Origin of the sequence: Jiangella endophytica (assembly GCF_003427025.1) — a bacterium.
GTDB lineage: Bacteria > Actinomycetota > Actinomycetes > Jiangellales > Jiangellaceae > Jiangella > Jiangella endophytica.
The window spans coordinates 145227-171694 of sequence record NZ_QVAI01000009.1 but is presented as its reverse complement, the minus strand read 5'-3'; the positions used below and the strand labels follow the sequence as shown (position 1 = coordinate 171694).

The 26468-nt window shown below is 72.2% G+C and carries 25 protein-coding genes and 1 pseudogene; 15 read left to right on the top strand and 11 right to left on the bottom strand.

The window, feature by feature from the left end; all coding sequences use genetic code 11:
- The first annotated feature begins 211 nt into the window (after positions 1–211).
- A complete protein-coding gene (locus DZA62_RS19015; protein ID WP_116950486.1) occupies positions 212–1069 on the top strand; it encodes a GNAT family N-acetyltransferase in 858 nt (285 codons plus the stop codon).
- Positions 1070–1219: 150 nt separating this feature from the next.
- Positions 1220–2398, top strand: coding sequence for a quinolinate synthase NadA (gene nadA / locus DZA62_RS19010; RefSeq protein ID WP_198663951.1), 1179 nt, complete (start codon positions 1220–1222; stop codon positions 2396–2398).
- Between the two features lie 470 nt (positions 2399–2868).
- Here nadA and pspAB read toward each other — a convergent pair whose 3' ends face one another.
- From pspAB to DZA62_RS18990, 4 genes are all read right to left on the bottom strand, one after another.
- Entirely contained in the window at positions 2869–3435 is a 567-nt protein-coding gene (pspAB, locus tag DZA62_RS19005; protein ID WP_116950484.1) for a PspA-associated protein PspAB, read from the bottom strand.
- 4 nt (positions 3436–3439) lie between these two features.
- Entirely contained in the window at positions 3440–4339 is a 900-nt protein-coding gene (htpX, locus tag DZA62_RS19000) for a zinc metalloprotease HtpX (protein ID WP_116950483.1), read from the bottom strand.
- Between the two features lie 125 nt (positions 4340–4464).
- Positions 4465–4758 (bottom strand): PspA-associated protein PspAA, encoded by a 294-nt coding sequence (pspAA, locus tag DZA62_RS18995; RefSeq protein WP_116950482.1) that lies wholly within the window; start codon positions 4756–4758, stop codon positions 4465–4467.
- Entirely contained in the window at positions 4755–5549 is a 795-nt protein-coding gene (locus DZA62_RS18990) for a PspA/IM30 family protein (RefSeq protein WP_116950481.1), read from the bottom strand. The genes pspAA and DZA62_RS18990 overlap by 4 nt, the downstream gene beginning before the upstream one ends.
- Positions 5550–5671: 122 nt before the next feature.
- Here DZA62_RS18990 and DZA62_RS18985 point away from each other — a divergent pair, with 122 nt between their 5' ends.
- From DZA62_RS18985 to DZA62_RS18975, 3 genes are read left to right on the top strand one after another with little or no spacing between them, the layout of a single operon-like run.
- Positions 5672–6259 carry a DUF3043 domain-containing protein gene (locus DZA62_RS18985; protein ID WP_116950480.1) on the top strand — a complete coding sequence of 196 codons (588 nt, stop codon included), beginning with the start codon at positions 5672–5674 and terminating at the stop codon, positions 6257–6259.
- Positions 6256–6762: a GNAT family N-acetyltransferase gene (locus tag DZA62_RS18980; RefSeq protein WP_232827533.1), complete on the top strand. Its 507-nt coding sequence runs from the start codon at positions 6256–6258 to the stop codon at positions 6760–6762. The genes DZA62_RS18985 and DZA62_RS18980 overlap by 4 nt, the downstream gene beginning before the upstream one ends.
- A gap of 18 nt (positions 6763–6780) precedes the next feature.
- Complete coding sequence (locus tag DZA62_RS18975) at positions 6781–7782, top strand: aldo/keto reductase family protein (RefSeq protein WP_116950479.1); 1002 nt, start codon at positions 6781–6783, stop codon at positions 7780–7782.
- Positions 7783–7867: 85 nt separating this feature from the next.
- Here DZA62_RS18975 and DZA62_RS18970 read toward each other — a convergent pair whose 3' ends face one another.
- Positions 7868–8089, bottom strand: a complete 222-nt coding sequence (locus tag DZA62_RS18970; RefSeq protein WP_116950478.1) for a hypothetical protein — start codon at positions 8087–8089, stop codon at positions 7868–7870.
- Positions 8090–8397: 308 nt separating this feature from the next.
- On the opposite strand from DZA62_RS18970, the gene DZA62_RS18965 reads away from it, so the two are divergent.
- Positions 8398–9651 (top strand): MFS transporter, encoded by a 1254-nt coding sequence (locus DZA62_RS18965; RefSeq protein ID WP_157987764.1) that lies wholly within the window; start codon positions 8398–8400, stop codon positions 9649–9651.
- Positions 9652–9731: 80 nt separating this feature from the next.
- Here the strand turns inward: DZA62_RS18965 and DZA62_RS18960 are convergent.
- Positions 9732–9971, bottom strand: a pseudogene (locus DZA62_RS18960) (phosphotransferase-like protein); the annotation flags it as partial.
- A gap of 6 nt (positions 9972–9977) precedes the next feature.
- Positions 9978–11078, bottom strand: coding sequence for a glycine cleavage system aminomethyltransferase GcvT (gene gcvT / locus DZA62_RS18955; RefSeq protein WP_198663949.1), 1101 nt, complete (start codon positions 11076–11078; stop codon positions 9978–9980).
- Between the two features lie 31 nt (positions 11079–11109).
- On the opposite strand from gcvT, the gene DZA62_RS18950 reads away from it, so the two are divergent.
- Together DZA62_RS18950 and DZA62_RS18945 are read left to right on the top strand one after the other, a co-directional pair.
- Positions 11110–11871 (top strand): metallophosphoesterase family protein, encoded by a 762-nt coding sequence (locus DZA62_RS18950; protein ID WP_116950474.1) that lies wholly within the window; start codon positions 11110–11112, stop codon positions 11869–11871.
- Between the two features lie 53 nt (positions 11872–11924).
- On the top strand, positions 11925–13424 hold the full coding sequence (locus DZA62_RS18945) for a leucyl aminopeptidase (RefSeq protein ID WP_116950473.1): 1500 nt from the start codon (positions 11925–11927) through the stop codon (positions 13422–13424).
- Positions 13425–13454: 30 nt separating this feature from the next.
- Here DZA62_RS18945 and DZA62_RS18940 read toward each other — a convergent pair whose 3' ends face one another.
- Positions 13455–13778: a hypothetical protein gene (locus tag DZA62_RS18940; protein WP_116950472.1), complete on the bottom strand. Its 324-nt coding sequence runs from the start codon at positions 13776–13778 to the stop codon at positions 13455–13457.
- A 165-nt stretch (positions 13779–13943) separates the two neighbouring features.
- On the opposite strand from DZA62_RS18940, the gene lpdA reads away from it, so the two are divergent.
- From lpdA to DZA62_RS18925, 3 genes are all read left to right on the top strand, one after another.
- Positions 13944–15326, top strand: coding sequence for a dihydrolipoyl dehydrogenase (lpdA, locus tag DZA62_RS18935; protein ID WP_116950471.1), 1383 nt, complete (start codon positions 13944–13946; stop codon positions 15324–15326).
- Positions 15327–15394: 68 nt separating this feature from the next.
- Positions 15395–17188 (top strand): 2-oxoglutarate dehydrogenase, E2 component, dihydrolipoamide succinyltransferase, encoded by a 1794-nt coding sequence (gene sucB, locus DZA62_RS18930; protein WP_116950470.1) that lies wholly within the window; start codon positions 15395–15397, stop codon positions 17186–17188.
- Positions 17189–17193: 5 nt separating this feature from the next.
- A complete protein-coding gene (locus DZA62_RS18925; protein WP_198663948.1) occupies positions 17194–18084 on the top strand; it encodes a TIGR01777 family oxidoreductase in 891 nt (296 codons plus the stop codon).
- 217 nt (positions 18085–18301) lie between these two features.
- Here the strand turns inward: DZA62_RS18925 and DZA62_RS18920 are convergent, their stop codons facing one another.
- Entirely contained in the window at positions 18302–20131 is a 1830-nt protein-coding gene (locus tag DZA62_RS18920; RefSeq protein WP_116950468.1) for a serine/threonine protein kinase, read from the bottom strand.
- Between the two features lie 438 nt (positions 20132–20569).
- Here DZA62_RS18920 and DZA62_RS18915 point away from each other — a divergent pair, with 438 nt between their 5' ends.
- Together DZA62_RS18915 and DZA62_RS18910 are read left to right on the top strand one after the other, a co-directional pair.
- Positions 20570–21076: a DedA family protein gene (locus DZA62_RS18915; protein ID WP_116950467.1), complete on the top strand. Its 507-nt coding sequence runs from the start codon at positions 20570–20572 to the stop codon at positions 21074–21076.
- 8 nt (positions 21077–21084) lie between these two features.
- A complete protein-coding gene (locus DZA62_RS18910) occupies positions 21085–21801 on the top strand; it encodes a Type 1 glutamine amidotransferase-like domain-containing protein (protein WP_116950466.1) in 717 nt (238 codons plus the stop codon).
- A 10-nt stretch (positions 21802–21811) separates the two neighbouring features.
- Here DZA62_RS18910 and DZA62_RS18905 read toward each other — a convergent pair whose 3' ends face one another.
- Both DZA62_RS18905 and DZA62_RS18900 read right to left on the bottom strand, forming a co-directional pair.
- Entirely contained in the window at positions 21812–23572 is a 1761-nt protein-coding gene (locus DZA62_RS18905) for a BCCT family transporter (protein ID WP_116950465.1), read from the bottom strand.
- Between the two features lie 128 nt (positions 23573–23700).
- Positions 23701–24750, bottom strand: coding sequence for an LLM class flavin-dependent oxidoreductase (locus DZA62_RS18900; protein WP_116950464.1), 1050 nt, complete (start codon positions 24748–24750; stop codon positions 23701–23703).
- A gap of 59 nt (positions 24751–24809) precedes the next feature.
- Between DZA62_RS18900 and lipB the strand changes: the two genes are divergently transcribed.
- Together lipB and lipA are read left to right on the top strand one after the other, a co-directional pair.
- Positions 24810–25466: a lipoyl(octanoyl) transferase LipB gene (lipB, locus tag DZA62_RS18895; protein ID WP_116950463.1), complete on the top strand. Its 657-nt coding sequence runs from the start codon at positions 24810–24812 to the stop codon at positions 25464–25466.
- Between the two features lie 9 nt (positions 25467–25475).
- Positions 25476–26405 (top strand): lipoyl synthase, encoded by a 930-nt coding sequence (gene lipA / locus DZA62_RS18890; protein ID WP_116950462.1) that lies wholly within the window; start codon positions 25476–25478, stop codon positions 26403–26405.
- Positions 26406–26468: the final 63 nt, after the last annotated feature.

Here is a 26468-nt window from a genome sequence, read left to right as displayed (position 1 = left end):
AGGCGTTCTCCCGCTCCACCAGGCATGCATGCCTAGTGGAGCACCAGAACACCTGGCCTCATGGCCCCGCACGCGGCGCCGGCGACGGCCGACCCCGACCGCGCCGCCGCTCTGATGACCGCACACGTCGACCACACGCGGCGGCTGCTGGACTCCACGTACGGCCGCCGAGCCACTGGTGCATCGGCGCCGGACCTGGTGATGTGGAGACATGCGGATCCGGCCGATGCGCCCCGAGGACGCCGAAGCGGTGGAGCGGCTGACGGCGCTCGCCTACGACACCGACCGCAGCGACGACTGGCGGCGCCGCTGGTGCGATCGGGTCCGGCACCTGCTGACGACCGATCCCGGCGGCTGCTGGGTGGCCGACGACGCCGGCTACGGGCCCACCGGGGAGGCCGGCCCGGTCATCGGGGTGGCGATCTCGCTGCGCCGCGACCTGCTGTGGATCCTGTCCGCGTACGCCGTCCACCCCCGCCACCAGGGCCAGGGCATCGGCACCGCGCTCCTCGACGCCGCCGTCGGCTACGGCGCCGGCTGCCTGCGCGGCATGCTGACGGCCCGACCCGACCCGCAGGCACTGCGGCGCTACCGGCGGGCCGGGTTCACGCTGTACCCGACCATGCGCCTCACCGGTGTGGTCGACCGGTCCGCGCTGCCCGCGGTCGACAGCGTGCGTGCCGGCACCACGGCGGACGCCGACCTCGTGGACTCCGTGGACCGGCGGGTGCGCGGCGCCACGCACCGTCCCGACCAGGCGTTCGTCCAGGAGCACAGCACGCTGCTGGTCTGCGACCTGCTGACCGGCAGCGGCTACGCGTACGTCGCCGACTGGGGCGTGACGCAGCTGGCCGCGACGAACCGCGCGGTGGCGCAACGGCTGCTGTGGGAGGCGCTGGCCCGCACCGCGCCCGGCTCGCCCACCGACGTGCGAAATCTCACATCGGACCAGGAGTGGGCCGTCGACGTCGGCCTCGCCGCTGGTCTGCGCGTCGAACAGGACGCCTACCTGGCGCTACGACACATGCGGCCGCCGGCGCCGTACGTCCCGTCCACCGCGTTCGGCTGAGCCGGGCCGCCCTTGGCGGCGGCGCGACGCGAACAAGGTGGGACGATGATGGAGACGGCGCGTGTTGTCACCAGCGCCGAAGCGACGCGGCCGGACGCCCACGACGTCGTTGGCGCCGACTGCCGGAGGAAGGGCTGACGAGCCGTGACCGTGACCCACACCCCGTCGACACCCGTCCCACTGCTCCTGCTGGGGCGCGGTGCCGACCCGCAGAGCGAACGCGGCGTGGAGTGTCCGGGCGACCTGCCCGCCGCCAGCGACCCCGATCTCGTCGAGCGCGCCCGCAAGGCCCGCGCGGCGCTGGGCGACCGGGTGTTCGTGCTGGGGCACCACTACCAGCGCGACGAGGTCATCCAGTTCGCCGACGTCACCGGCGACTCCTTCAAGCTCGCCCGCGACGCCGCCGGCCGTCCCGACGCCGAGTACATCGTCTTCTGCGGCGTGCACTTCATGGCCGAGTCGGCCGACATCCTGACCGGCGACCACCAGCAGGTCGTCCTGCCCGACCTCGCGGCCGGCTGCTCCATGGCCGACATGGCCCGCATCCTGCAGGTCGAGGACGCGTGGGCGCGGCTCGAGGAGGCCGGCGTCGCGGGCGCGACCGTCCCCATCACGTACATGAACTCCTCCGCCGACATCAAGGCGTTCTGCGGCCGCAACGGCGGCGCCGTCTGCACGTCCAGCAACGCCAAGCAGGCCCTGGAGTGGGCATTCGAGCAGGGCGAGAAGGTGCTGTTCCTTCCCGACCAGCACCTGGGCCGCAACACCGCCGTCCTGCAGCTGGGCCTGTCGCTGGACGACTGCGTGGTCGTCGACCCGCACCAGCCGGGCTTCGGTGTCACCGACGAGCAGTTGCGCGCGGCGAAGATGCTGCTCTGGAAGGGGCACTGCTCGGTGCACGGCCGGTTCACCGCCGAGTCGGTGGCCGACGTCCGGGCCCGCATCCCCGACGTCAACGTGCTGGTCCACCCCGAGTGCCAGCACGAGGTCGTCACCGGCGCCGACTACGTCGGGTCGACGGAGTACATCATCAAGACCATCGCGGCGGCGCCGGCCGGCTCGGCGTGGGCCGTCGGCACCGAGCTCAACCTGGTCAAGCGGCTGGCCGCCGAGCACCCCGACAAGACCGTCGTGTTCCTCGAGAAGACGGTCTGCTTCTGCGCCACCATGAACCGCATCGACCTCCCGCACCTGGTGTGGGCGCTGGAGAACCTGGTCGAGGGCCGCGTCGTCAACCGCATCGAGGTCGACCCCGACACCACCCACTGGGCTCGGGTCGCGCTCGACCGCATGCTCGCGCTGCCCGGCAGCGGCGCCGTCAAGGACTGACGAACACCCGGCGGGCGCGCCTCGTCCCGGCTCAGGGACGAGGGGCGCTCTCCCGTCGCCGCGATCGCAGCCGGGTTGCGACACCAGATGTCGTGCCGCCCGTGAGCGTTCGGGCTCGCCGACCCGATCCGTGGCCGGCGCTCGAACGCGCCGGCTCGGCCGGTTCCGGCCGGCCCGGCACACCGAACGCCGGGTCGCACGTCACTACACCAGGCGTTCTGGTGCTCTGCCAGGCATGCATGCCTGGTAGAGCAGGAGATCGCCTGGTGATGTGGGCGAGTATCCAGACAGCTGTCCGTTCTGAGGCCGCGGAGCCGCGGGTCAAACGGTCACGGCCACGTGAAGCGCCCATCCGTTCGTCTGGGGCGCAGGTCGCACTGGACCGCATGCTCGCGCTGCCCGGCGGCGTCGCCGTCAAGGACTGACGAACGCCCGGCGGGCGCGTCGGGCCGCTCACTCCCCCGTGAGCGTCAGACGCCGGGCGCGCCCCAGACCGGGAACCAGCGGCTGACGTCGGGCTCGATCGGGAGATCGCCGCCCACCAGCGCGCGCACCTGCAGCTCCAGCGCGTTGTCGCGCTCCTGCCGCCGCGCGTCGAGAGGCGCGAACGGGTAGAACGTGCCGCGCTTGTAGAGGTACACCAGGGCGACGCTGCGGCCGTCGTCGTCGCGCAGGCCGATGGTGGTGCACAGCAGCGACGGGCCGAAACCGGCCTCCTCGAGGGTGGAGTTCACCGCGTGGAGGTCGGTGCACAGCTCGGACATCTGCGACGGCTCGCGCCGGACGACCAGCCAGGTGTAGCCGTAGTCGTCGTGCACCTCCTCCGGCTCCGCGCCGCCGAGCAGCGTGGTGACGTCGGCCTTGAGCCGGGCGAACGGGCCGCCCTCGACCTGGCGGAAGCACACCGCGCCGACCCCGGTGGGGTGTTGCTGGGCCGACGCCTCGAGCGTCAGCGCCGCCGTGGGCAGCGCGAACAGGGCGTCGAGGTTGGGTTGGACCTGCTTGGTACGTCCGAAGATGGCGTCGAGGATGCCCACGTAGTCACTCCCGGCCCAGCTCGACGGAGATGCGGCTGAGCTGTTCGAGCCGCTTCTCCAGCGGCGGGTGCGAGGCGAAGAGCGACGCGATGCCGATCTTGCCGGTCAGCGCCGGGACCAGGAAGAACGCGTTGTACGGCTCGGCCGCGCGCAGGTCCTTCTTCGGGATGCGGGCCATGTCGCCGGAGATCTTGGTCAGCGCGCTGGCCAGGGCCGACGGCTGACCGGTGAGGATGGCGCCGGCGCGGTCGGCGGCCAGCTCGCGGTAGCGCGAGAGCAGCCGGGTCAGGAGGTAGCTGACGCCGTAGACCACGGCCGCGACGACGGTGACCAGCAGCACCATGACGGCCGCGTTGTTGTTGTTATTGTTCCGGCTCATCCCGGACCACAGCAGCATGCGGGTCAGGAAGCCGGCCAGCACACCCACCACCGACGCGATGGTCATGACCAGCACGTCGCGGTGCGCCACGTGCGACAGCTCGTGGGAGAGGACGGCCTCGACCTCGCGCTCGTCGAGCCGGTGCATCAGCCCGGTGGTGACGGCGACGACGGCGCGGTCGGGGCTGCGGCCGGCGGCGAACGCGTTGGGGATGTCGGTGTCGGCGATGGCGACCCGCGGCTTCGGCATGTCGGCCAGCGCGCACAGCCGGTCGATCATGGCGTGCAGCTCGGGCGCCTCCTGCGGCGTGACCTCACGCGCGCCCATGCCGGCCAGCGCCAGCCTGTCGGAGAAGTACCACTGACCCCAGAACACGCCGAGACCGATGATGACGCCGAGCCAGATGCTGCTGGTGCCATAGGAGATGGCAGCGATCAGCACTACGTAGAGCAGAGCCAGAACGACCATGGTCAGGCCCATCCGGGCCGACAGACCGCGGTCCGGCGAGAACCTCGAGCGCGCCAACGCTTGCTTCCTTTCCTACCTGCGGCGGCGATACCGCATTCACTCAGTACAACGCGGTATTGGCAGCCGTTCGTTCCCGTGGCCGCCGGGGCGGGTCCGGCAAGGACCCACCCGGCGGCACCGGGTCACTTGGCGGGCGGCTCGGACGGGACCAGGCCCTCGTCGGTGAGCAGCTCGCGCACCTCGTCGATGTGCGCCTCGTCGTACGGGAGCACGAGGTCGCTGTCGACCAGGACGTCATCGGCGACCGCGGTGCCCGCCCGGCGGACTTCGTCGAGCAGCGCCTTCAACGCAGCGCGGAACGCGTCGTCGTCGCCGCCGTCGATGGCCTCGCCCAGGGCGTCGTCGAGCCGGTTGAGCTCGTCGAGGTGGGTGTCGTCGACCTCGAACTGCCCCTCACCCATGATGCGGACGATCACAGCTGGCCCTCCTCGCGCTGCCGCTGCGGCTCGGCCGCCTCGGCGGCCGGCGCCGCACCGTTGCCCTCGAGCTGCCGCGGCGGCTCGGCGCCACCGGTGAGCTCCTGCTTCATGCGCGACAGCTCCAGCTCGACGTCGCTGGTCGAGGCCAGCCGGTCCAGCTCGAGGGAGATGTCGTCCTTCGACGTGCCGGTGGGGTCGTCGAGCGCGCCCGACGCCAGCAGCTCGTCGATGGCGCCGGCCCGCGCCTGCATGTTCGCGGTCTTGTCCTCGGCCCGCTGGACCGCGAGACCGACGTCGCTCATCTCCTCGGAGATGCCGGAGAACGCCTCACCGATGCGCGTCTGCGCCTCGGCCGCGGTGTAGCTGGCCTTGATGGTCTCCTTCTTCGTGCGGAAGGACTCGACCTTGGCCTGCAGCCGCTGCGCGGCGAGGGTGAGCTTCTCCTCCTCGCCCTGCAGCGACTGGTGCTGGGCCTGGAGGTCGGTGATCTGGCCCTCCAGGCCCGACCGGCGGGTCAGCGCCTCGCGGGCGAGGTCCTCGCGGCCGAGCGACAGTGCCTTCTGCGCCTGCTCCTGCAGCTTGCCGGACTGCGACTGCAGCTGGGTGATCTGAACCTCGATGCGCTTGCGGCTGGTGGCGACGTCGGCCACGCCGCGGCGCACCTTCTGAAGCAACTCGAGCTGCTTCTTGTAGGAGTAATCGAGAGTCTCCCGGGGGTCCTCGGCGCGGTCGAGCGCCTTCTCGGCCTTCGCCCGGAAGATCATGGACATTCGCTGGAGGATCCCCATGAGACCAGGTATCCCTTTCTCGAGCTGGTGAGCACTGCCACACACAGTGTTTCCATCCAACCCTACGGCGTAGGGCGTCGGCGTGGCAGGGCCGGTGCGAATACTGTCCTACCCTGGTAGACGTGTTCCGTCGCCGAACTCCTCCTGAGACCGCTGACGTCCCCGCCGCCGAAGCCGCGGACGCCCCCGGCCGCGCCGGTGGCAAGGGCCGTCCCACGCCGAAGCGTTCCGAGGCCGAACAGGCCCGCAAGCAGCGGGTCCGGCCCGCGCTGAACCGCCGTGAAGCGATGCGCCGCGACCGCGAGCGCATGCGCGCCGACCGCGCCAAGACCAGGGCGGCGATGAACACCGGCGACGAGAAGCACTACCTGGCCCGCGACCAGGGCGACGTGCGGCGGTTCATCCGCAACTACGTCGACTCCCGCCGCACGGTGGCCGAGTTCTTCCTGCCGCTCATCCTGGTCATCCTGCTGACCAGCCTGATCGGCATTCCGGTCGTCCAGTTCGCGTCGACCATCATCTGGCTCGCGGTCATGGTGCTGCTCATCGTCGACTTGACGATTCTCGGCATGCGGGTGAAGCGTGAGGTGCGAAAGCGCTTCCCCGACGACCCCGGGAAGGGACACGTGCTGTACGCCATCACGCGCGCCACCCAGCTCCGCCGGCTCCGGCTGCCCAAGCCCCAGGTCAAGCCCGGGACGCTCGTGTGAGCACGGCGCCGACGGCCGACCGCGACGACACCGGCCTGTTCATCCGTGCACTGCGCTACTCCGACCCCGTCGTGCGGGCGCTCGAGAGCGAGCTGCAGCTGGAGTACGCCGAGCGTTACGGCGACCCGGACGAGGGTCCGATCTCCCCCGAGGAGTTCACCCCGCCCGAGGGCCTGTTCCTCGTCGGCTTCGTCGGCAACGAGCCGGTCGCGACCGGCGGCTTCCGCAGGCACGACGACGGCGTCGCCGAGATCAAGCGCATGTACGTCGCCCACGAGCACCGCGGCGGCGGCCACGCCCGCCGGCTGCTGGCCGAGCTCGAGGCGCAGGCGGTCCAGGCCGGTTACAGCCGCGTCGTCCTCGAGACCGGCCTGAAGCAGCCCGAGGCGATGTCGCTGTACCAGTCCAGCGGGTACGCGCCGGCCGACCCGTACGGCTACTACAGCGGGGCCGAGGTCAGTCGCTTCTTCACCAAGGACCTGGACCAGACCTCCGGAACCTGAGCCGATAGATTCTCGCGCATGGAATTTCGCGCCCTCGGCCGGTCCGGCCTCAAGATCAGTGAGATCGCGTACGGCAACTGGATCACCCACGGCTCCCAGGTGCAGGACGACACCGCCGTCGCCTGTGTGCGCGCGGCGCTGGACGCCGGCATCACCACGTTCGACACCGCCGACGTCTACGCCGCCGGTCGCGCCGAGGAGGTCCTCGGTCGGGCATTGGCAGGCCTGCGGCGCGAGTCGCTGGAGATCTTCACCAAGGTCTTCTGGCCCGCCGGGCACGACGGCCCCAACGACCGCGGCCTCTCGCGCAAGCACATCCACGAGTCCATCGACCACTCGCTGCGCCGCCTCGGCGTCGACTACGTCGACCTCTACCAGGCGCACCGGTGGGACGCCGGCACGCCGCTCGAGGAGACGATGGAGGCGTTCGCCGACCTCGTCCGCGCCGGCAAGGTGCTCTACATCGGCGTCTCGGAGTGGACCGCCGACCAGCTCCGGCAGGGCCACGCGCTCGCCCGCGAGCTTCGCGTCCCGTTCATCTCCAACCAGCCGGAGTACTCGATGCTCTGGCGGGTCATCGAGTCCGAGGTCGTCCCGGCCTCCGAGGACGTCGGCGTCTCGCAGATCGTCTTCTCCCCCATCGCCCAGGGTGTGCTGACCGGCAAGTACCGGCCCGGACAGTCCGCGCCGGAGGGTTCGCGCGGCGCCATGACCACCGGCGGCTCGGACATCGGCCGTCGCTGGCTGACCGACGACGTGCTCACCCGCGTCCAGAGCCTGCAGCCGCTGGCCGAGCAGGCCGGTCTCTCGTTGGCCCAGCTGGCGGTCGCGTGGGTGCTGCAGAACCCCAACGTCGCGGCCGCCATCGTCGGCGCCTCACGGCCCGAGCAGGTCACCGAGAACGTCGCGGCCAGCGGTGTCACGCTGGAGCCGGACCTCCTCAAGGCCATCGACGACATCCTCGGCGACGCCGTCGCGCGCGACCCGGCCGAGACGGCCAAGCGGTCGCCGAAGTACTGACGAACCTCCGCGGCGGGCCGGACCACACCGGACCGGCCCGCCGCGGCATGTCTGCCGTCCTGGACGCGGCGCCGGCGTGGCGCCGTCAGTCCGGCGGGGCGAGGCTCATCGGGCCGTAGACATCGCGGCCGTCCTCGACCAGCACCACCGAGTCGACGCCGGCCTCGACCAGCCCGCGCCAGTGCTCGCCCAGCCAGCTCTCTGCGTCGGACTGGGTCGGGAAGCCGGCCTCCGGGCGCCCCGTGCCGTCGTCCACCCCCGACGCCGGCGCGCCGTCCGGTGCCAGGAACCGCCACGTCCAGCTCATCTTCGCCTCCCGATCGACCCGTCACTGCGCCTGACAGTACGGTCCGCCGGCCCCGGAGCGGCGACCGGGGGCCGATGTGGCCCACGTCACATCGAATCCAGCGTCATGACCCGTCGCCTGGTCTGTCTTGACGGGTACAAGGGCGCGTCGTTGCCGCGCAGGGGACGGCAACGACGCGCCCTCGGACTTTCCCCGAGGCAGGCCTGACGAGCACGATGACCCGCCACAGGGGCGCCTTGACAAGAGACGCGTCATGCTGTTGCCTTCCGCGTAAAGTTAGTTTTCGCGGGGGGCGGGAGTTCATCGACGTGGGTAGTTCAGCGCCCGCAAGGCGCGAGCGTCTGCTCAGCGATCCGGACGTCTTCCGGTACGTGGCGGCGCGCATCGTCTCGTTGACCGGCTCGGCGGTGACGTTCATCGCCATGCCGGTGCTCATCTACGGCATCACCGGCTCGGCCACGTGGACGTCGCTGGTGATCGTCGCCGAGGCCGTCCCGTACCTGGTGTTCGGTCTGCTGGCCGGCGCACTGGCCGACCACGCCGACCGACGCCGGATGATGGTCGGCGCCGACCTGCTGGCCGCGGTGGCGCTGTGCACCGTGCCGATCGCGTTCTGGCTCGACGCGCTGACCGCCGCTCACGTGCTGATCGCCGCGTTCGTCGTCCGCACCATCTACGTGTTCTTCGACGCCGCCAACCAGGGCGCGCTGCCCAGTCTGGTCGGCCGGGAACGGCTGCCCGCGGCCAACGCGCTGGTGGCCGGCGGAAGCACGGTCGCCGAGACGGTGGTGCCGATGATCGCCGGTGCGCTCATCGTCGTCGTCTCCCCCGCGTCGATCATCGCCATCGACGTGCTGACGTTCGTCGCGTCGGCGATGCTCATCCGCGGCGTCGTCCGGCCGCTGAGCGGCACGCGGGATCGCGACAGCACCCTGCGGCTGTCCGCCGTCGCCGAGGGCACGCGGTTCATCGTGCGGCACGAGATCATCCGGGTGATGATCGTCATCGGCGTGCTGGTGGCGTTCAGCGCGGGCTCGCTCATGGCCATCCTCGTCGTCTGGGCCGACCGCACCCTCGGCGTGCAGGAGGGCGACTGGCGGCTCGGCGTGCTGTTCGGCGCCTGGGGCCTCGGCGCCGTCGTCGGCAGCATCCTGATGCCCCGGCTCATGGACCGCTTCGGCGGGCCACGAGCGGCGCTGATCGTGCTGCCGTTCGCGGCCGCCGCCGGCGTCATCGTCGCGCTGGCGGAGGACTGGCTGCCCGGCGCGCTGGCGATCGCCGGCTGGTCGTTGATGTACCTGGTGATCGCGACCATCTCGGTGACGCTGCGCCAGCAGGTGACGCCGGAGCCGTTGATGAGCCGGGTCATGACGGCCGGGCGCATGGCCACCTTCGGCGTCGGCTACCCGCTGGGCGCGGTCGTCGCCGGCGCGCTGGCCAGTGCGCTCGACACCGACGAGACCGTGCTGCTGTGCCAGCTGTCGCTGGTCATCGCCACCGTCATCGCCTGGCTCTCGCCACTGCGCTCCGCGCCGCGGCGACTGGACGTCGCCGAGGGCTGACGCACGCCCAACGGGCCCGCTGGGTGCTCAGGTGTAGGGGCGGGCGCAGTGATCCATCCGTCTCCAGGTCCGACCCGACGTCAGCCTGCGCGCGCGGCGATGACGCGGGCGCAGGCCATGGCCTCGGCGCGCGTGGTGTCGACCTCGAGGTCGTCGCCGACGCCGCGATGCACGAGCTCGGCCTGCCCCGCCGCCATGCCGGGGACGCGGTCGCCGCGGGCCAGCTCGCGGTCCGCCGCGACCGCCGCGTCGCAGCGCACGCCGACCCAGAGCACCGGTAGCCCGGCCAGGTGGCCGCGCCACTCCTGCTGCGAGTGCGCGGCGGGTCAGCTCTCCTTGGTCGACGGCTGCACGAACGGCGGCCGCACGACCTCGAACGCCTCGGCCCGGCCGCGGACGTCGACCTGCACCTCCACGCCGTCGGCGACGCCGGGCGGCAGCAACGCCAGGCCGATGCCCTGCTTCAGGGTCGGCGAGAACGTGCCCGACGTGACCGTGCCGGACGGCGCGCCGTCGATCGTCACCGTCATGCCCGGGCGCGGGATGCCGCGGCCACGCGCCTTGATGCCCCGCAGCCGCCGCGCCGGGCCGGCCGCCTTCTCCGCCAGCAGTACGTCGCGGCCCCAGAACGCCGGCTTGGACCAGCCGACCGCCCAGCCGGCCCGGGCCTGCACCGGCGAGATGTCCAGCGAGAGGTCCTGCCCGTGCAGCGGGTAGCCCATCTCGGTGCGCAGCGTGTCGCGGGCGCCCAGGCCGGCCGGCGCGATGCCGTAGTCGCGGCCGGCCGCCAGCAGCGCGTCCCACACCGTCCCGGCGTCCTCCCACGGCACCAGCAGCTCGTAGCCGCGCTCGCCGGTGTAGCCGGTGCGGCAGACGGTGAGCGGGACGCCGTCGTGCGTGGTCTCGGCGAACGACATGTACGGGTGCCCGATGGGCAGCCCGAGCGCGGCCAGCACCTCGTCGCTGTTCGGCCCCTGGACGGCGAGGACGGCGAAGTCGCGGTGACGGTCGCGCACCTCGACGCCACCGGGCGCGGCCGCGGCGAGCCGGCGCACCACCTCGGCGTTGTTGGCGGCGTTGGGCACCAGCAGCAGGTCGTCGTCGGCGCGCAGGTACACGATGAGGTCGTCGACCACTCCCCCGGACTCGTCGCAGCACAGCGTGTACTGCGCCTGACCCGGGCCGATCTTCTCCAGCGCGTTCGTGAGGCACGAGTCGACGAACGCCCGCGCGCCCGGCCCGGTGACCGACGCCTTGCCCAGGTGGCTGACGTCGAACAGGCCGACGCGCTCGCGCACGGCGGTGTGCTCGTCGACGATGCCGGTGTACTGCAGCGGCATCGACCAGCCGCCGAACTCGGCGAACTTGGCGCCCAGCGCCACGTGGCGGTCGTACAGGGAGGTCCTGGCGAGGTCGTCGGTGCTCACGCGCACACCCTACGGCGTCTACCCTCGGGGGATGGTCGCCTCCGTCGCGGTGTTGTCCGACGTCCATGGGGTGCTGCCGGCGCTGGAGGCGGTGCTGGCCGAGCCGGATGTCCGAGCGGCCGAACGTATCGTGCTGACCGGCGACATCGCGGCCGGCCCGCTACCCGTCGAGACGCTCGACCTGCTGGTGTCGCGGGGCGAGCGGGTGGTCTGGGTGCGCGGCAACGCCGATCGCGAACTGGTCGCCGTCGCGCGCGGAGCGACCTCGGCCATCGACGTGTCCGACTGGGCCGGGCGGCAGCTGCGGCCGGACCACGTCGAGCTGCTCGACGGCCTGCCGCATCCGGTGACGCTGGACGTCGACGGGTTCGGGCCGGTCCTGTTCTGTCACGGCACGCCCCGCGACGACGACGAGGTGGTGCTCGTCGACAGCTCGCTCGCCCGCTGGGCCGAGGTGCTGTCCGTCGTGCCGGGCGACGTGCGCACGGTCGTCTGCGGGCACACGCACATGCCGTTCCAGCGCCTCGTCGACCGCCGGCTGGTCGTGAACCCGGGCAGCGTCGGCATGCCGTACGGCCGGCCCGGGCCGCACTGGGCACTGCTGAGCGACGGCGTCGTCACCCTGCGGCGCACCGCGATCGACCCGGACGAGCTGGGCGACGCCGTCGTCGCGGCGAGCGCTTACCCCGAAGCTCGGGCCTGGGCCGACGAGTACGCGCGCACCGTCCACTCCGACGCCGAGGCGCTGAGGGTGTTCGCGCCACGCGCCGGGCATCCGGCGATGCCTGAGTGACCCGGCGGTAGCATCGGGCGGAATCGGCTGAAACGAGCGACGTCAGGAGAACCGTGACCAGCATTGCCCTGTCCTCCGCCGCCCCGACGGGCCTCAAAGTAGACGCCGTCGTCGTGGGTGTGGCCCCGGGCGACGACGACGTCGTCCTGTTGCCGGGCAGCGAATCCCTCGACAAGGCCCTGAAGGGCTCGCTGGCGAAGCTGCTGGGTCAGCTCGGCGCCACCGGGAAGGCCGACGAGGTCACGAAGCTGCCGGCGATGGGTGCCGCGAAGGCCGGCCTGCTGGTCGTCGTCGGGACCGGGCCGCTCGCCGAGGCAGGCACGCCCGCCCGGCACGAGTCGCTGCGCCGCGCCGCGGGCGTCGCCGCCCGCGCCCTGGCCGGTCAGCAGTCCGCGGCCGTCGCGCTGCCCGTCCTCGACGAGGCCGACGCCGCCGCCGTCGTCGAGGGCCTCGCTCTCGGCGGCTACGCCTTCGACCAGTACAAGAGTGGCGACCCGACCACGCCGGTCGAGTCGGTCACGCTGATCGGCCCCGGCGTCAAGGCCAAGGGCGTCAAGGACGCCGTCGCCCGCGCCGAGACCATCTCCGCCGCCGTCAACCGCGCCCGCGACTGGGTCAACGTCCCGCCGCGCGACCTCACACCCGTCACGTTCGCCGACGCCGCCACCAAGCTCGCCAAGAGCGCCAAGCTCGACGTCGAGGTGCTCGACGAGAAGGCGCTGGCCAAGGGCGGCTACGGCGGCCTCATCGGCGTCGGTCAGGGCTCGGCCAACCCGCCGCGGCTGGTCCGCGTGTCCTACCGGCCGTCGCGGGCGAAGAAGCACGTCGCGTTCGTCGGCAAGGGCATCACGTTCGACTCCGGCGGCCTGTCGCTCAAGCCGGCCGACAGCATGGTCGAGATGAAGAGCGACATGAGCGGCGCCGCGGCCGTCATCGCCGCCGTCCACGCCATCGCCCAGCTCGGCACCAAGGTCGCCGTCACCGCCTACGCGGCCATGGCCGAGAACATGCCGTCCGGCAGCGCCCAGCGCCCGTCCGACGTCATCACGATCTACGGCGGCAAGACCGTCGAGGTGCTCAACACCGACGCCGAGGGCCGCCTGGTGCTGGCCGACGGCATCGTCCGCGCCGCCGAGGACGAGCCCGACCTCATCGTCGACGTCGCCACGCTGACCGGCGCCGCCGTCGTCGCGCTGGGTAAGCGGGTCTCCGGCATCATGGCCAACGACGAGGAGCTCGGCGCGAAGATCCACGACGTCGCCGGCCGCGTCGGCGAGGCCATGTGGCCGCTGCCGCTGCCGGTCGAGCTGCGCGAGAAGCTCGACTCCCCCATCGCCGACATCGCCAACATCGGCGACCGCTGGGGCGGCGCGCTGCAGGCCGGGCTCTTCCTGCAGGAGTTCGTCGCCGACGGCATCGGCTGGGCGCACCTCGACATCGCCGGGCCGGCGTTCAGCGACAAGGCGTTCGGCTACACCCCGAAGGGTGGCACCGGCGCCGCCGTCCGCACGCTGGTGCAGCTGGTCGAGGACGTCGCCGACGACGTCATCTGACGGTTCCGCCAGGACGGCGGTCGCCGGTGCTCAGGCGCCGCGGCCGCCGTTCTTGCGATTCCAGTCGCGCATGCGCTGCGGGTAGCCGACCACCTGCGCGTCGTAGGCCGGGATGCCGAGCTTGCGGGCCAGCCCGTGCGCCGCGGCGGCGTCGCGCACCCGCCGGCGGGTCCACTCGCCGTCGTGGGCGACGAAGACGACGGTGGTGGCCGTCATGGTCGTCGGCGGCTCGACGAACGCCTCGACGCCGCGGCGGCTCCGGGCGAACTCCTCGAGGTGTTTGACGTCGGCGGAGTCGGCAGCGCGGTCCAAGCTGCCTTCGGCGCTCTTCCGCCGTCGCCGGAACAACCCCATCGTCTCGACCTCCGAGTCCGTTCGCCTGGTGGGAACCAGGACCGTATCGCGACACTACCTGCTCACAGTGCAACGTCCCGGTCCGGTGAATGGTGTCGGAACAGCGGATGGAAGGATGCTGTTGACGCGGTAGCGAGGACAACGACGACATCGAGGAGCACCACCGTGGCCGACACTGCCGGTTTCGACGTCATCATCCTGGGCGGCGGGAGCGGCGGCTACGCCGCGGCGTTCCGCGCCAGCGAGCTGGGCATGAACGTCGCGCTGGTCGAGAAGGACAAACTCGGCGGCACCTGCCTGCACTACGGCTGCATCCCCACCAAGGCGCTGCTGCACGCCGCCGAGGTCGCCGACAACTCCCGCGAGAGCGAGCAGTTCGGCGTGAAGACCTCGTTCGAGGGCATCGACATGCCCGGCGTGAACACCTACAAGGACGGCGTCGTCGGGCGGCTGTACAAGGGGCTGCAGGGCCTGTTCAAGGCCAACAAGGTCACGGTCATCGAGGGCGAGGGCCGGCTGGTCGCGCCCAACGCCGTCGAGGTCGGCGGCACCCGCTACGAGGGCCGCAACATCATCCTGGCCACCGGCTCGCGGTCCCGGTCGCTGCCCGGGCTGGACATCGACGGCACCCAGGTCATCAGCAGCTACGAGGCGCTGACGCTGGACCGCGTACCCTCGTCGGCGGTCGTGCTGGGCGGCGGCGTCATCGGCGTCGAGTTCGCCAGCGTGTGGCGCTCCTTCGGCGCCGACGTCACCATCGTCGAGGCGCTGCCCCGGCTGGTCCCGGCCGAGGACGAGGCTGCCTCGAAGGTGGTCGAGCGGACGTTCCGCAAGCGCGGCATCGGCTTCAAGACCGGCGTGCGGTTCGCCGGCGTCGAGAAGCACGACGGCGGCGTCACCGTGTCGCTGGAGAACGGCGAGACCATCGACGCCGAGCTGCTGCTGGTCGCCGTCGGGCGTGGCCCCGTCACCGAGGGCCTGGGCTACGAGGAGAACGGCATCACGCTCGACCGCGGCTTCGTCGTCACCGACGAGCGGCTGCGCACCGGCGTGCCGAACGTCTACGCCGTCGGCGACATCGTCCCCGGCCTGCAGCTGGCCCACCGCGGCTTCGCGCACGGCATCTTCGTCGCCGAGGAGATCGCCGGGCTCGCCCCCGTCCCCGTCGACGACCTCGGCATCCCCAAGGTCACCTACTGCGACCCCGAGGTCGCCTCCGTCGGCCTCACCGAGGCGCAGGCCAAGGAGCGGCTGGGCGACGACAAGATCGAGACGTTCGAGTACAACCTCGCCGGCAACGGCAAGAGCCAGATCCTCAAGACGCAGGGCTTCGCCAAGCTCGTGCGCGAGAAGGACGGCCCGGTCATCGGCGTGCACCTGGTCGGCGCCCGCGTCGGCGAGCTGATCGCCGAGGCGCAGCTCATCTACAACTGGGAGGCGCTGCCGCACGAGGTCGCCCAGCTGATCCACCCGCACCCCACCCAGAGCGAGGCGCTGGGCGAGGCGCACCTCGCGCTGGCGGGCAAGCCGTTGCACGTCCACGGCTGACCTGCCGGGGCATAAGCTTGCCTCGGCCTTCCAGCGACGACCGTACGTAGGACTCGAGAGGACAGACGATGGCAACCTCCGTCACCTTGCCCGCACTCGGCGAGAGCGTCACCGAGGGCACAGTGACCCGCTGGCTCAAGCAGCCGGGTGACACGGTCGCCGTCGACGAGCCGCTGCTCGAGATCTCCACCGACAAGGTCGACACCGAGATCCCGTCGCCGGTCGGCGGCACCCTGCTCGAGATCAAGGTCGCCGAGGACGAGACCGTCGAGGTGGGCGCCGAGCTGGCGGTCATCGGCGAGGCGGGCGAGTCCAGCGGCGACGGCGCGGGCGGCGGCCAGGCGGCCGCCGAGGCCGCTCCGGCCGAGGCGGCTCCGGCTGAGGCCGCTGAGGAGGCTCCGGCCGAGGAGGCCGCTCCCGCCGCCGCGGAGGCGCCGGCTCCCGCTGCCGCGTCGGTCGACGGCGCGGGCGGCGAGAGCACGCCCGTCACGCTTCCGGCGCTGGGCGAGAGCGTCACCGAGGGCACGGTCACCCGCTGGCTCAAGCAGCCGGGCGACGCCGTCGCCGTCGACGAGCCGCTGCTCGAGATCTCCACCGACAAGGTCGACACCGAGATCCCGTCGCCGGTCGCCGGCACCCTGCTCGAGATCAAGGTCGCCGAGGACGAGACCGTCGAGGTCGGCGCGGTGCTCGCGCTGGTCGGCACGGCAGGCGGGGCCGCCCCGTCGGCCCCCGCGCCGGCCGCCCCGGCTCCTGCGCCGGTCCAGGAGGCCCCGCCCGCGGCTCCGGCCGCCCCTGCTCCGGCTCCGGCCGCTCCCGCTCCGTCCGCCCCCGCGGCGCCCGCCGCGCAGGCCACGGCCACGCAGGCTCCGCCGGCGCCCGCCCCGGCCGCTGCGCCCGCCGCCGAACCGTCCGGCAACGGCACCACCTACGTCACCCCGCTGGTCCGCAAGCTGGCCACCCAGCACGGCGTCGACCTCAGCACCGTCCAGGGCACCGGCATCGGTGGTCGGGTCCGCAAGCAGGACGTCCTCGCCGCGGCCGAGGCAGCCAAGGCCGCCGCCGCGCAGCCGGCACCGTCCGTCGCGACACCCGCCGCCGCACCGGCCGAGGCGCCCGAGTCGATCGAGCCGTCGCCGCTGCGGGGCACCACCGAGAAGCTGACCCGCATGCGCAAGGTCATCGCCAAGCGCGTGCACGAGTCGCTGCAGGAGACCGCACAGCTCACCAGCGTCGTCGAGATCGATATCACCACGCTGGCCCGGCTGCGCGACCGCAGGAAGGCCGACTTCGCCCAGCGCGAGGGCGTGAAGCTGTCGTTCCTGCCGTTCTTCGCGAAGGCCGCGGTCGAGGCGCTCAAGCAGCACCCCAAGATCAACGCGTCGATCGACGTCGAGAAGGGCGAGGTCACCTACCACGACCGCGAGAACCTCGTCATCGCCGTCGACACCGAGCAGGGCCTGCTGGTGCCGGTCGTGAAGGACGCCGGCGACCTCAACATCGCCGGGCTGGCGCGCAAGATCGCCGAGGTGGCCGAGAAGGCGCGCACCGGCAAGCTGACGCCCGACGAGATCACGGGCGGCACCTTCACGCTGACCAACACCGGCAGCCGCGGCGCCCTGTTCGACACGCCGATCTTCTTCCAGCCGCAGGTCGCGATCCTCGGCACCGGCGCCGTCGTCAAGCGTCCGATGGTCATCGACGACCCCAACCTGGGCGAGACCATCGCCGTCCGGCACATGGTGTACTTCGCGCTCAGCTACGACCACCGGCTGGTCGACGGCGCCGACGCCGCGCGGTTCCTGACCACGGTGAAGAAGCGGCTCGAGGGCGGGCGGTTCGAGGCCGACCTGGGCCTCTGACCCCCATGCGGGTCGCTGTTGCGGGCTCCAGCGGTTTCGTCGGATCGGCGCTGGTCGCCGAGCTGGAGTCCGCCGGTCACGACGTCGTGCGGCTGGTGCGGCGGGCTCCGGCCGCGGCCAACGAGGCACGGTGGGACCCCGAGCAGGGCGTGGTCCCACTCCCCCGCCTCACCGACGTCGAGGCCGTCGTACACCTGGGCGGCGTCAACGTCGGCTCGCGCCGCTGGACCCGCGGGTTCAAGAAGCAACTGCACCACAGCCGCATCCGCTCGACGACGGTGCTCGCGTCGGCGCTGACCGGCCTGCCGACACGCCCGCGGGTCTTCGTCAGCGCGTCGGCGATGGGCTTCTACGGCCCCGACCGCGGCCGCGAACTCCTGGACGAGGAGTCCGGCCCGGGCGACGGCTTCCTCGCCCGGCTGTGCCAGGACTGGGAGCACGCCGCGGCCCCCGCCCGGGCCGCCGACATCGCCGTCTGCCACCCGCGCTTCGGCCTCGTGGTCGGGCCGGGCGGCGGGGCGCTGAAGCCGCTGCTGCCGCTGTTCCGACTCGGCCTCGGCGGCCACTTCGGCGGCGGCGAGCAGTTCTGGAGCACCGTCTCCCTGCACGACGCCGTCCGCGCGCTGCGCTTCCTGATCGAGCAGCACGGGTGCGTCGGCCCCTACAACGTCACGGCGCCCGAGCCGGTGTCCAACGGTGAGTTCAGCCGCCTGCTGGCCGCCGAACTGCACCGGCCGCGGCTGCTCCCGGTGCCCGGATTCGCCCTGCAGATCGCCCTCGGCCAGGCGTCGTCGGAACTGCTCGGCAGCCTGCGGATCGTGCCGACGCGGCTCACCGAGGCGGGCTTCGAGTTCGATCAGCCGGATGCGCGTTCCATCATCAGGGCGGCTCTCTGAGGGGTCTTCGGGGTGTTCAGCTGGCCGGCGCGTTCGGTTGGCCGGGCTCTCGTGGGGTTGGGTCTGCCGCGTTGGCCCGCCCCCTGCTCGCTGTTGGTACCCCTCCGCTGGCCGCTGCCGACTTCGCTGGGGTTGGCGACCGACTCCGCTCAGCCCACCGTCCGCTGGCGGCGCGCCTCCATGATCATCAATGGTGCGCGCCAGCGGTCGAAAGCGGCTAGCCGAAGCGCCAGGAGCTGGTGCCGTCGGGGTTGGCGACCGCGACGAGGTCGGCCTCCCAGGTCTGCTCCTCGAAGCCTTCCATCTCCTGCTCGACGTTGCCGTCCTCGTTGACGAGGGTGTAGGGCGGGGTGCGCTGCGTGATGGTGACCCTCGCGCGGCCGCCCTCCTGGGACACCAGCTCGGCGTTGACCACCTCGAAGACGAGCCCGTCGGTGTGGACGTCGGCGTCGGCGTACTCCTCCAGCGTCTCGGCGTCGTCGGTGAGGGTGGGGTTGGTCGGCGAGTGCACCTGGCAGAGCAACTCGGGGTCGCCCTCCTCGAACGCCTGCGCCCGCAGCGTGTACAGGCGCTGCACCTCCTGGGTCCAGTCGGTGACCGTGGGCGGCGGGACGCTGGGCGCGGGTTGCGGCCCGCCACAGAGATCGGTGGACACCTCGGCGCCGGGGCTGGAGCCGCTGCCGGGGCCGTCAGTCGGGGTGTCGTCGCCGAAGACGCTCCAGCCGACGATGGCCACGCCGGCGACCACCAGCAGCGCCACCAGCGTGCTGACGATCCACAGACGGTCCTTGCGTTTCGGGCCGCCGGTGTCCACATCGTCCGAGGAGGGCGGCGGTGCGCCGCGGCCACCCCCGCGGCGGGAGTCCTTCGCCGGCGGGGCGGCGGCGGACTTCGCCGGGGCGGGACGACGGCCGGGGCGGCGGTCGTCGGGAAGGACGCCTTCGGGGACGGGGACGTTGACGCCGTCGTCGATGCCGCCGCGCGGGCCGGACGGCGGCGGCGGTTCCTCGCTCCGCCCGCGCCGGCCGCGGCGCGGGGTGCTGATGGGGCCGGTCGGCGCCGTGGGGCTCACACCGGCGCCGCCGGGCACCGTGGTCGGACCGGCGCCTGCGGGAGCCACCATGCCGCCCACAGCCCCGGACGCGAGCACCTCCGGCGCGTCGGCCGACTCGGAGCGGCGACGCGCGCGGCGCCCGGTGGCCGTCGAGCGGCGCATGAAGGCCGCGACGTCGTCGTCGGCGCCCATGACGGGGGCGTCGAGCACAGGCCGCATGGTGCCGGTGGTCGCGTGGTTCTCCTCGAGGACCAGCTCGACGGGGGCGGGGTCGGCCACGGCGAAGAAGACGTTGCCGATGCTGCTGACCGGCGGCCGCCGGTTGGGGACCGGGTCGAGCGCGCTGGCCAGCAGCGCCTGCGTGGCCGGTGGGACCGCGGGCAGCGACAGCCGGGCCGACGGCAGATAGCCCGTCAGCGCGACGACCGCGGCCGTGACCAGCCCGTACACGTCGGCCGGAGGGCCGGGTGGCGAGCCGGCCTGGACCTCGGGCGGCACCGGGCGGGCCCGCTGGCCGACGCGCAGCGGCACGCCGGTCTGCACCAGCCCGACGCCGGCGACCATGGGCCGGCCGTCGAGGCTGAACACGAGATCGTCGAGCGTGAGGTCGCCGTGGACGATGCCACGGCGGTGGACCTCGGCCAGCCCTTCGGCGACCGGAGCGCAGGCCGTGACGACCTCGCCCGCCGGCAGCACGCCCCGGGCACCGATGATGCCGGCCAGGCTGCCGCCCTCGGCCGCGCCCAGCACGACGACGACGCCGCCCGGACCATCGACGACGTCGAGGAACGGGATGACGTGCGGGTGGTCGACGGCGCGCAGGGCCTGGGCGGCCAGCCGCAGCCGGTCGCGCACCTGGGGGCCCACCTGACCGACGAACCGCAGGGTTACGGACGCACCGGTCGCGTCCTCTCGAGCGAGGTACATGGCCGACGCGTCGGAACCGAGGCGGCGGGTGATCGTGTAACCCGCGGGAGTCTCGAGACCCAGCATCGGCCCATCGTTGCAAACCTCACGCCCGGATGTCGCATCGGCCGTGTCACAAATCCCGTCACACCACCCTCAGGCGTCGCTCCGCACCGGATCGGCGCCACCACCCCGGGCAAACCTCACGCCCGGATGTCGCATCGGCCGTGTCACAAATCCCGTCACACCACCCTCAGGCGTCCCTCCGCACCGGATCGGCGCCACCCCTCTCACAGGATCGGCGCCACCCCTCTCACAGGATCGGCGCCACCAACCCGGGCAAACCCCACGCCCGGATGTCGCATCGGCCGTGTCACACATCCCGTCACACCACCCTCAGGCGTCCCTCCCCACCGGATCGGCGCCACCAAACCGCCGGCCGTGTCACAGCTTGCTCGGGACACTGTCCGCGGCGTGCCGAGCGTCCTGCGGGCACTCGGCCGGGCGGTGACTACGATGCCGGGCATGGACGGGGTCACGCCGCTCGCAGCCCCGGACAGCCCGTTCGGACTGCCGCTCTGGCTGGGAGTCGCCGTCATGTTCGGCATCGTCGTCGCGCGGGCCCAGGCGACGTACTGGCTGGGCCGGGCGGCGGGGACGGGCATCGCGCGGTCCCGCTGGGGCGAGCGCCTCGGCCGCGACCGGCTGGATCGCGCCGAGCGGGTCGTCGGACGCTACGGCCCGGTCGCCGTCACGCTGTCGTTCCTGACCATCGGCGTACAGACGGCGGTCAACGCGGTCGCCGGCGCCACCCGCATGCCGTTCGGCCGCTACCTGGCCGCGATGCTGGTCGGGTCGGCCCTGTGGGCCGTCATCTGGACGGTCGGCGGCCTGAGCGTGGTCTGGGGCGCGGCGACGGTGGCCTCGGCGGCGCCGCCGGCGGCCGCGGCGGTGGTGGTCGCGGCCGTGGTGATCGCCGCGGCGATCATCGGCTACCGTCGGCGGCGGGCACGCCGAGCGCTCGTCCCCTAGGAGGCCCGATGACCCGCCCGCCCACGATCCTCGCCACCAGCGGCGGCTTCGCCTACGACGCGCGCGAGAACCTCCGACCGGCCGGGCTGACGCGGCTCGCGCTGCGGCTGACCGGCGCCGACCGGCCCAAGCTCTGCTTCGTGCCGACGGCGTCCGGCGACAGCGTGTTCTACGTGCAGCGGACGTACGCGGCGTTCGCGGGCTGGTCGGTCGACGTGTCGCACCTGAACCTGTTCCCGATGCCGAACGTCGACGACATCCGGGCGCACGTGCTGGCGCAGGACGTGCTGTGGGTCGGCGGCGGCTCGGTCGCGGGGCTGCTGGCGATGTGGCGGCTGCACGGCCTCGACGACGTCATGCGCGAGGCCTGGGAGGCCGGCGTCGTGCTGGCCGGGGTGTCGGCCGGGTCGATCTGCTGGCACGTCGGCGGCCCGACCGACTCGTTCGGGCCGACGTTGCGCGCCGTCACCGACGGGCTGGCGCTGCTCCCGTACGGCAACGGCGTCCACTACGACTCCGAGGAACAGCGCCGCCCGCTGCTGCACCGGATGGTCGCGAGCGGCGAGGTGCCCACGTCGTTCGCCACCGACGACGGCGCGGGCGTGCTGTACCGCGGGACGGAGCCGGCCGGCGTCTACACCGAACGCGACGGCGCCGGTGGCTACCTGGTCGAGGCGTCCGGCGGCGCGGCCAAGGAGACCGCCCTGCCCGCCGAACGCCTCTGACGAGGCCGGCTCAGCGCCGCCGGCCGGGATCCTCAGGCGGCCCGGTCTCCTCCGCCGGAGCGTCGCCGTTCGTGGCGCCCACCCGCAGGTGGAACTCGCCGTCGTAGTGATCGAGGCCGTAGTCGACGGCCTGCTCGACCGCTTCGACGCCGCGGTCCTCGCGCAGCATCAGCGGATCGCTGCGGAGGTCCTTGGCCAAGGCCACACAGACGCCGACCATCACCAGCATGAACGGCGCTCCGGCCAGGATGGTGATGTTCTCCAGGCCTTCCAAGGCGGTCGCACCGCCCTCGCCGATCATCAGCATGATCGCGGCCACGGCGCCCATGAGCAGGCCCCAGAAGACCACCACGCGCCTCGACGGCTCGATCGACCCGCGCTGTGAGAGCGTGCCGGTGACGATGGACGCGGCGTCGGCGCCGGACACGAAGAAGATCGCCACCAGCAGCATGACCAGCACGCTGGCGATCGTCGTGAGTGGCAGGTGCTGCAGCACCGAGAACAGCTGTTCCTCCTGGCCGGACGGATTCTCCGCCGTCCCGGCGATGTCCGCGCCGTCGCGCTGCAGGTCGATGGCGGTGCCGCCGAAGATGCAGAACCAGACCACGCTGACGGCACTCGGCACCAGCAGGACGCCGACGACGAACTGCCGGATGGTGCGGCCGCGGCTGATGCGGGCGATGAACATCCCGACGAACGGGGTCCACGACATCCACCACGCCCAGTAGAAGATCGTCCAGCCGGACACCCACGCCTGCATCGCCTCGCCACCGCTGGCCTCGGTGCGGGCGGCCATCTCGGCGAGGTCGGCGAAGTAGTCGCCGATCGCGGTCGGGATGAGGTTGAGGACGAAGATCGTCGGGCCCGCGACGAAGACGAAGAAGGCCAGAACCGTGGCCAGCACCATGTTCGTGTTGGACAGCCACTGGATGCCGCGTTCGATGCCCGACACCGCCGAGGCGACGAACGCGAACGTCAGCACGGCGATGATGGCCACCAGCAGCCCGGTGCTGACGTCGTTCAGCCAGCCGACCTCCTGCAGGCCGCTGCCGATCTGCAGCGCGCCCAGACCCAGCGAGGCGGCCGTCCCGAACACGGTGGCGAAGATCGCGAACACGTTGATCGCCCGCCCGAACCCACCCTCGACCCGGCGCCGGCCCAGCAGCGGCGTGAACACCGAGCTGATCAGCTGGCTGCGGCCGCGCCGGAACGTGCCATAGGCGATGGCCAGGCCGACGACGGCGTAGATGGCCCACGGGTGCAGCGTCCAGTGGAACAGCGTCGTGGCCATCGCCGTGTTCATCGCCTCGATGCTCTCCGGCTCACCGGTCCCCGGTACGGGGTCGGTGGTGAAGAACGTCAGTGGCTCGTTCACGCCGAAGAACATCAGCCCGATGCCCATACCGGCGCTGAACATCATCGCGATCCACGACGACGTTCGGAATTCGGGCCGTTCGTCGTCGGCGCCGAGCGGAATGCGTCCGTACCGGCTGAACGCCACCCAGAGGATGAAGACGACGAACCCGGTGGCCGTCAGCGCGAACGCCCAGCCGGCGTTGTGCGTGACCCACGCGAGCGCCTCCGAGGAGGCGCTGGCCAGCGAGTCCGTGTTGGCGAGTCCCCAGATCACGAAGGCGAGCACGATGCCGCCGGCGACGCCGAAGACCACCTTGTCGGTCGGCCGTCTCTCCGCGGCGGCGGGTGTGTCGGGATCGGGGCCGTGGACACCGGCCTCGCGGGCGGTTGTCGTCGTTTTTCGATCAGAAGTCACGTGAATGGCGTACCCGAATGGGCACTTCTCCTCTCTTCACCCACAGAAATGACGCGTTTCAACGTAACGGCCGAGGCCTTTCGGGGCACGCCGATTCGTCACTGTGGGTGGGCGCGTCGAGGAGACGGTCAGGGCAGCAGACCCGCCAGCAGGTCGTACGAGCGCAGCCGGTCGGCGTGCGGGGACACCGTCGTGACCACCATCAACTCGTCGGCGGCGGTGCGGTCCAGGAGCGCTTCCAGTTCGCGGCGGACGGTGTCCGGACCGCCCGCGATCTGGCCGCCGAGGAACGGCGCCAGCAGCTCCAGTTCGGCCGGGGCGAACTCGTACGCCGCGGCCTCCTCCGGCGTCGGCAACGGTCCGGGCCGCCCCGACCGCAGTCGCGCCATCGACAGCTTCATCGGCCCGGCCAGCCACTGCGCGCGCTCGTCGTCGTCGGCCAGCACGACGCTGACGGCGACCATGGCGTACGGCGCTGCGAACTCGGCCGACGGCTGGAACCCGTCGCGGTACAGCGTCAGCGCGGGGACCGTGTTCGTCGAGCTGAAGTGGTGGGCGAACGAGAACGGCAGCCCGAGCGCCGCCGCGGCCCGGGCGCTGTAGTCGCTGGACCCCAGGAGCCAGACCGGGACGTTCGCGCCGTGCCCCGGTGTCGCGGTGATGCCGGCGTACGGGTGCCCGTCCGGCCACTCCCCCGAGAAGAACGCCCGGACGTGGGCCAGGTGCTGCGGGAACTCCTCGACCAGCCGCGGGTCGCTGTTGCCGCGCAGCGCGTGCGCCGTCAGCCCGTCGGTGCCCGGCGCCCGGCCGATGCCGAGGTCGATGCGGCCGGGATGCAGTGCCTCGAGCGTGCCGAACTGCTCGGCGACCACGAGCGGCATGTGGTTGGGCAGCATGACCCCGCCGGAGCCGACCCGGATCGACGTCGTCGCGGCGGCCACCGCCCCGATGAGGATCGGCGGGGCGGAGCTGGCGATGCCCGGCATGTTGTGGTGCTCGGCCAGCCAGTAGCGCCGGAAGCCGAGGTCATCGACGTGCCGGGCCAGCTCCAGGGTCTGCGCGAGCGCCGCGGACGGCGTCGACCCGCTCACGACGGGCGCGAGGTCGAGGACGGACAGGGGGACTCCGCGGAAGCGGGCCTCGGCAGTGGCGCTGCCGCTCGGCGTAAGGGAGGTCACGACAGGTGCCAACCGCGCGGTTGCCGCGAGCCTTCCCGGCGGGCGTAGGCTCGACGTCCGTGGGCGAGCTACGGATCATCCGGCACGACGGGTTCGTGCCGTATCAGGAGGCTTGGGACGAGCAGCGGCGCCTGCACGCCGCACGGGTGGCCGGCGAGATCGGCGACACCATCGTCCTGCTGGAACACGAGGCGGTCTACACCGCGGGCAAGCGCACCACGCCCGACGAACGACCGCTGCTGGATGCCGGCGCGCCGGTCATCGACGTCGACCGCGGCGGCAAGATCACCTGGCACGGGCCGGGTCAGATCGTCGGCTACCCGATCCTCGCGCTGCCGGAGCCGTACGACGTCATCGGCTACGTCCGCCGGGTCGAGCAGCTCATGCTCGACGTCTGCCACGACCTCGGCGTCGACGCCGTCCGGGTCGAGAACGACGGCCGCAGCGGCGTGTGGATCCAGCCCGGCGACGGCCGGCCCGACCGCAAGATCGGCGCCGTCGGCCTGCGGGTGGCGAAGGGCGTGACCATGCACGGGTTCTCGCTCAACTGCGACAACGACCTCGGCTGGTACGACCGCATCATCGCCTGTGGCATCCGCGACGCGAGCGCCACGACGCTGTCGCGCGAACTGGGCCGCCAGGTCACCGTCGCCGAGGTGCTGCCGTATGTCGAACGTCACCTCGACGAGCTCCTCGCGCTGCAGCCGCAGACGTAGGGTGAAGGGGTGACTGTCGCGCCGGAGGGACGTCGGCTGCTGCGCCTCGAGGTGCGCAACGCCGAGACGCCGATCGAGAAGAAGCCTTCCTGGATCAAGACGAAGGCGACCATGGGCCCGGAGTACCGCGAGCTGCAGTCGCTGGTGAAACGCGAGGGCCTGCACACGGTCTGCCAGGAGGCCGGCTGTCCCAACATCTTCGAGTGCTGGGAAGACCGCGAGGCGACGTTCCTCATCGGCGGCGACCACTGCACCCGACGCTGCGACTTCTGCCTCATCGACACCGGCAAGCCCGACGATCTCGACCGCGACGAGCCACGCCGGGTCGCCGAGTCGGTCCAGGCCATGGGGCTTCGCTACGCCACGGTCACCGGCGTCACCCGCGACGACCTCCCCGACGAGGGCGCCTGGCTGTACGCCGAGACCATCCGCGAGATCCACAAGTTCAACCCGAACACCGGGGTCGAGATCCTCACGCCCGACTTCTCCGGCAAGGCCGACCTCCTGCAGCAGGTCTTCGACGCCGAGCCGCAGGTGTTCGCACACAACGTCGAGACCGTGCCGCGCATCTTCAAGCGCATCCGCCCGGCGTTCCGGTACGAGCGCTCGCTCGACGTCATCTCCATCGCCCGCGCGGCCGGCATGATCACCAAGTCCAACCTCATCCTCGGCATGGGCGAGACCCGCGAGGAGATCTCCCAGGCGCTGGCCGACCTCCAGGGCGCCGGCTGCGACCTCATCACCATCACGCAGTACCTGCGCCCGTCCGTCCGCCACCACCCGATCGAGCGCTGGGTGAAGCCCGAGGAGTTCGTCGAGCTGCAGGCCGAGGCCGAGGAGCTCGGCTTCGCCGGCGTCATGTCCGGGCCGCTGGTGCGCTCGTCGTACCGCGCCGGGCGGCTGTACCGGCAGGCCATGGAGGCCCGCGCCGCACACTGACCCGTGATCGGTAGGCGCCGCCAGGGGGCGCGACGCTGCCGGCATGACGCAGCAACCCTGGCC

Excerpts from the sequence above, each read along its gene's own strand:
- sucB (WP_116950470.1), top strand. The coding sequence starts at position 15,395 with ATGGCAACCTCCGTCACCTTGCCCGCACTCGGCGAGAGCGTCACCGAG.
- DZA62_RS18990 (WP_116950481.1), bottom strand. The coding sequence starts at position 5,549 with ATGGGGATCCTCCAGCGAATGTCCATGATCTTCCGGGCGAAGGCCGAG.
- DZA62_RS18950 (WP_116950474.1), top strand. The coding sequence starts at position 11,110 with ATGGTCGCCTCCGTCGCGGTGTTGTCCGACGTCCATGGGGTGCTGCCG.
- DZA62_RS18920 (WP_116950468.1), bottom strand. The coding sequence starts at position 20,131 with ATGCTGGGTCTCGAGACTCCCGCGGGTTACACGATCACCCGCCGCCTC.
- DZA62_RS19015 (WP_116950486.1), top strand. The coding sequence starts at position 212 with ATGCGGATCCGGCCGATGCGCCCCGAGGACGCCGAAGCGGTGGAGCGG.
- DZA62_RS18940 (WP_116950472.1), bottom strand. The coding sequence starts at position 13,778 with ATGGGGTTGTTCCGGCGACGGCGGAAGAGCGCCGAAGGCAGCTTGGAC.
- DZA62_RS18975 (WP_116950479.1), top strand. The coding sequence starts at position 6,781 with ATGGAATTTCGCGCCCTCGGCCGGTCCGGCCTCAAGATCAGTGAGATC.
- DZA62_RS18925 (WP_198663948.1), top strand. The coding sequence starts at position 17,194 with ATGCGGGTCGCTGTTGCGGGCTCCAGCGGTTTCGTCGGATCGGCGCTG.
- DZA62_RS18910 (WP_116950466.1), top strand. The coding sequence starts at position 21,085 with ATGACCCGCCCGCCCACGATCCTCGCCACCAGCGGCGGCTTCGCCTAC.
- DZA62_RS18970 (WP_116950478.1), bottom strand. The coding sequence starts at position 8,089 with ATGAGCTGGACGTGGCGGTTCCTGGCACCGGACGGCGCGCCGGCGTCG.
- DZA62_RS18915 (WP_116950467.1), top strand. The coding sequence starts at position 20,570 with ATGGACGGGGTCACGCCGCTCGCAGCCCCGGACAGCCCGTTCGGACTG.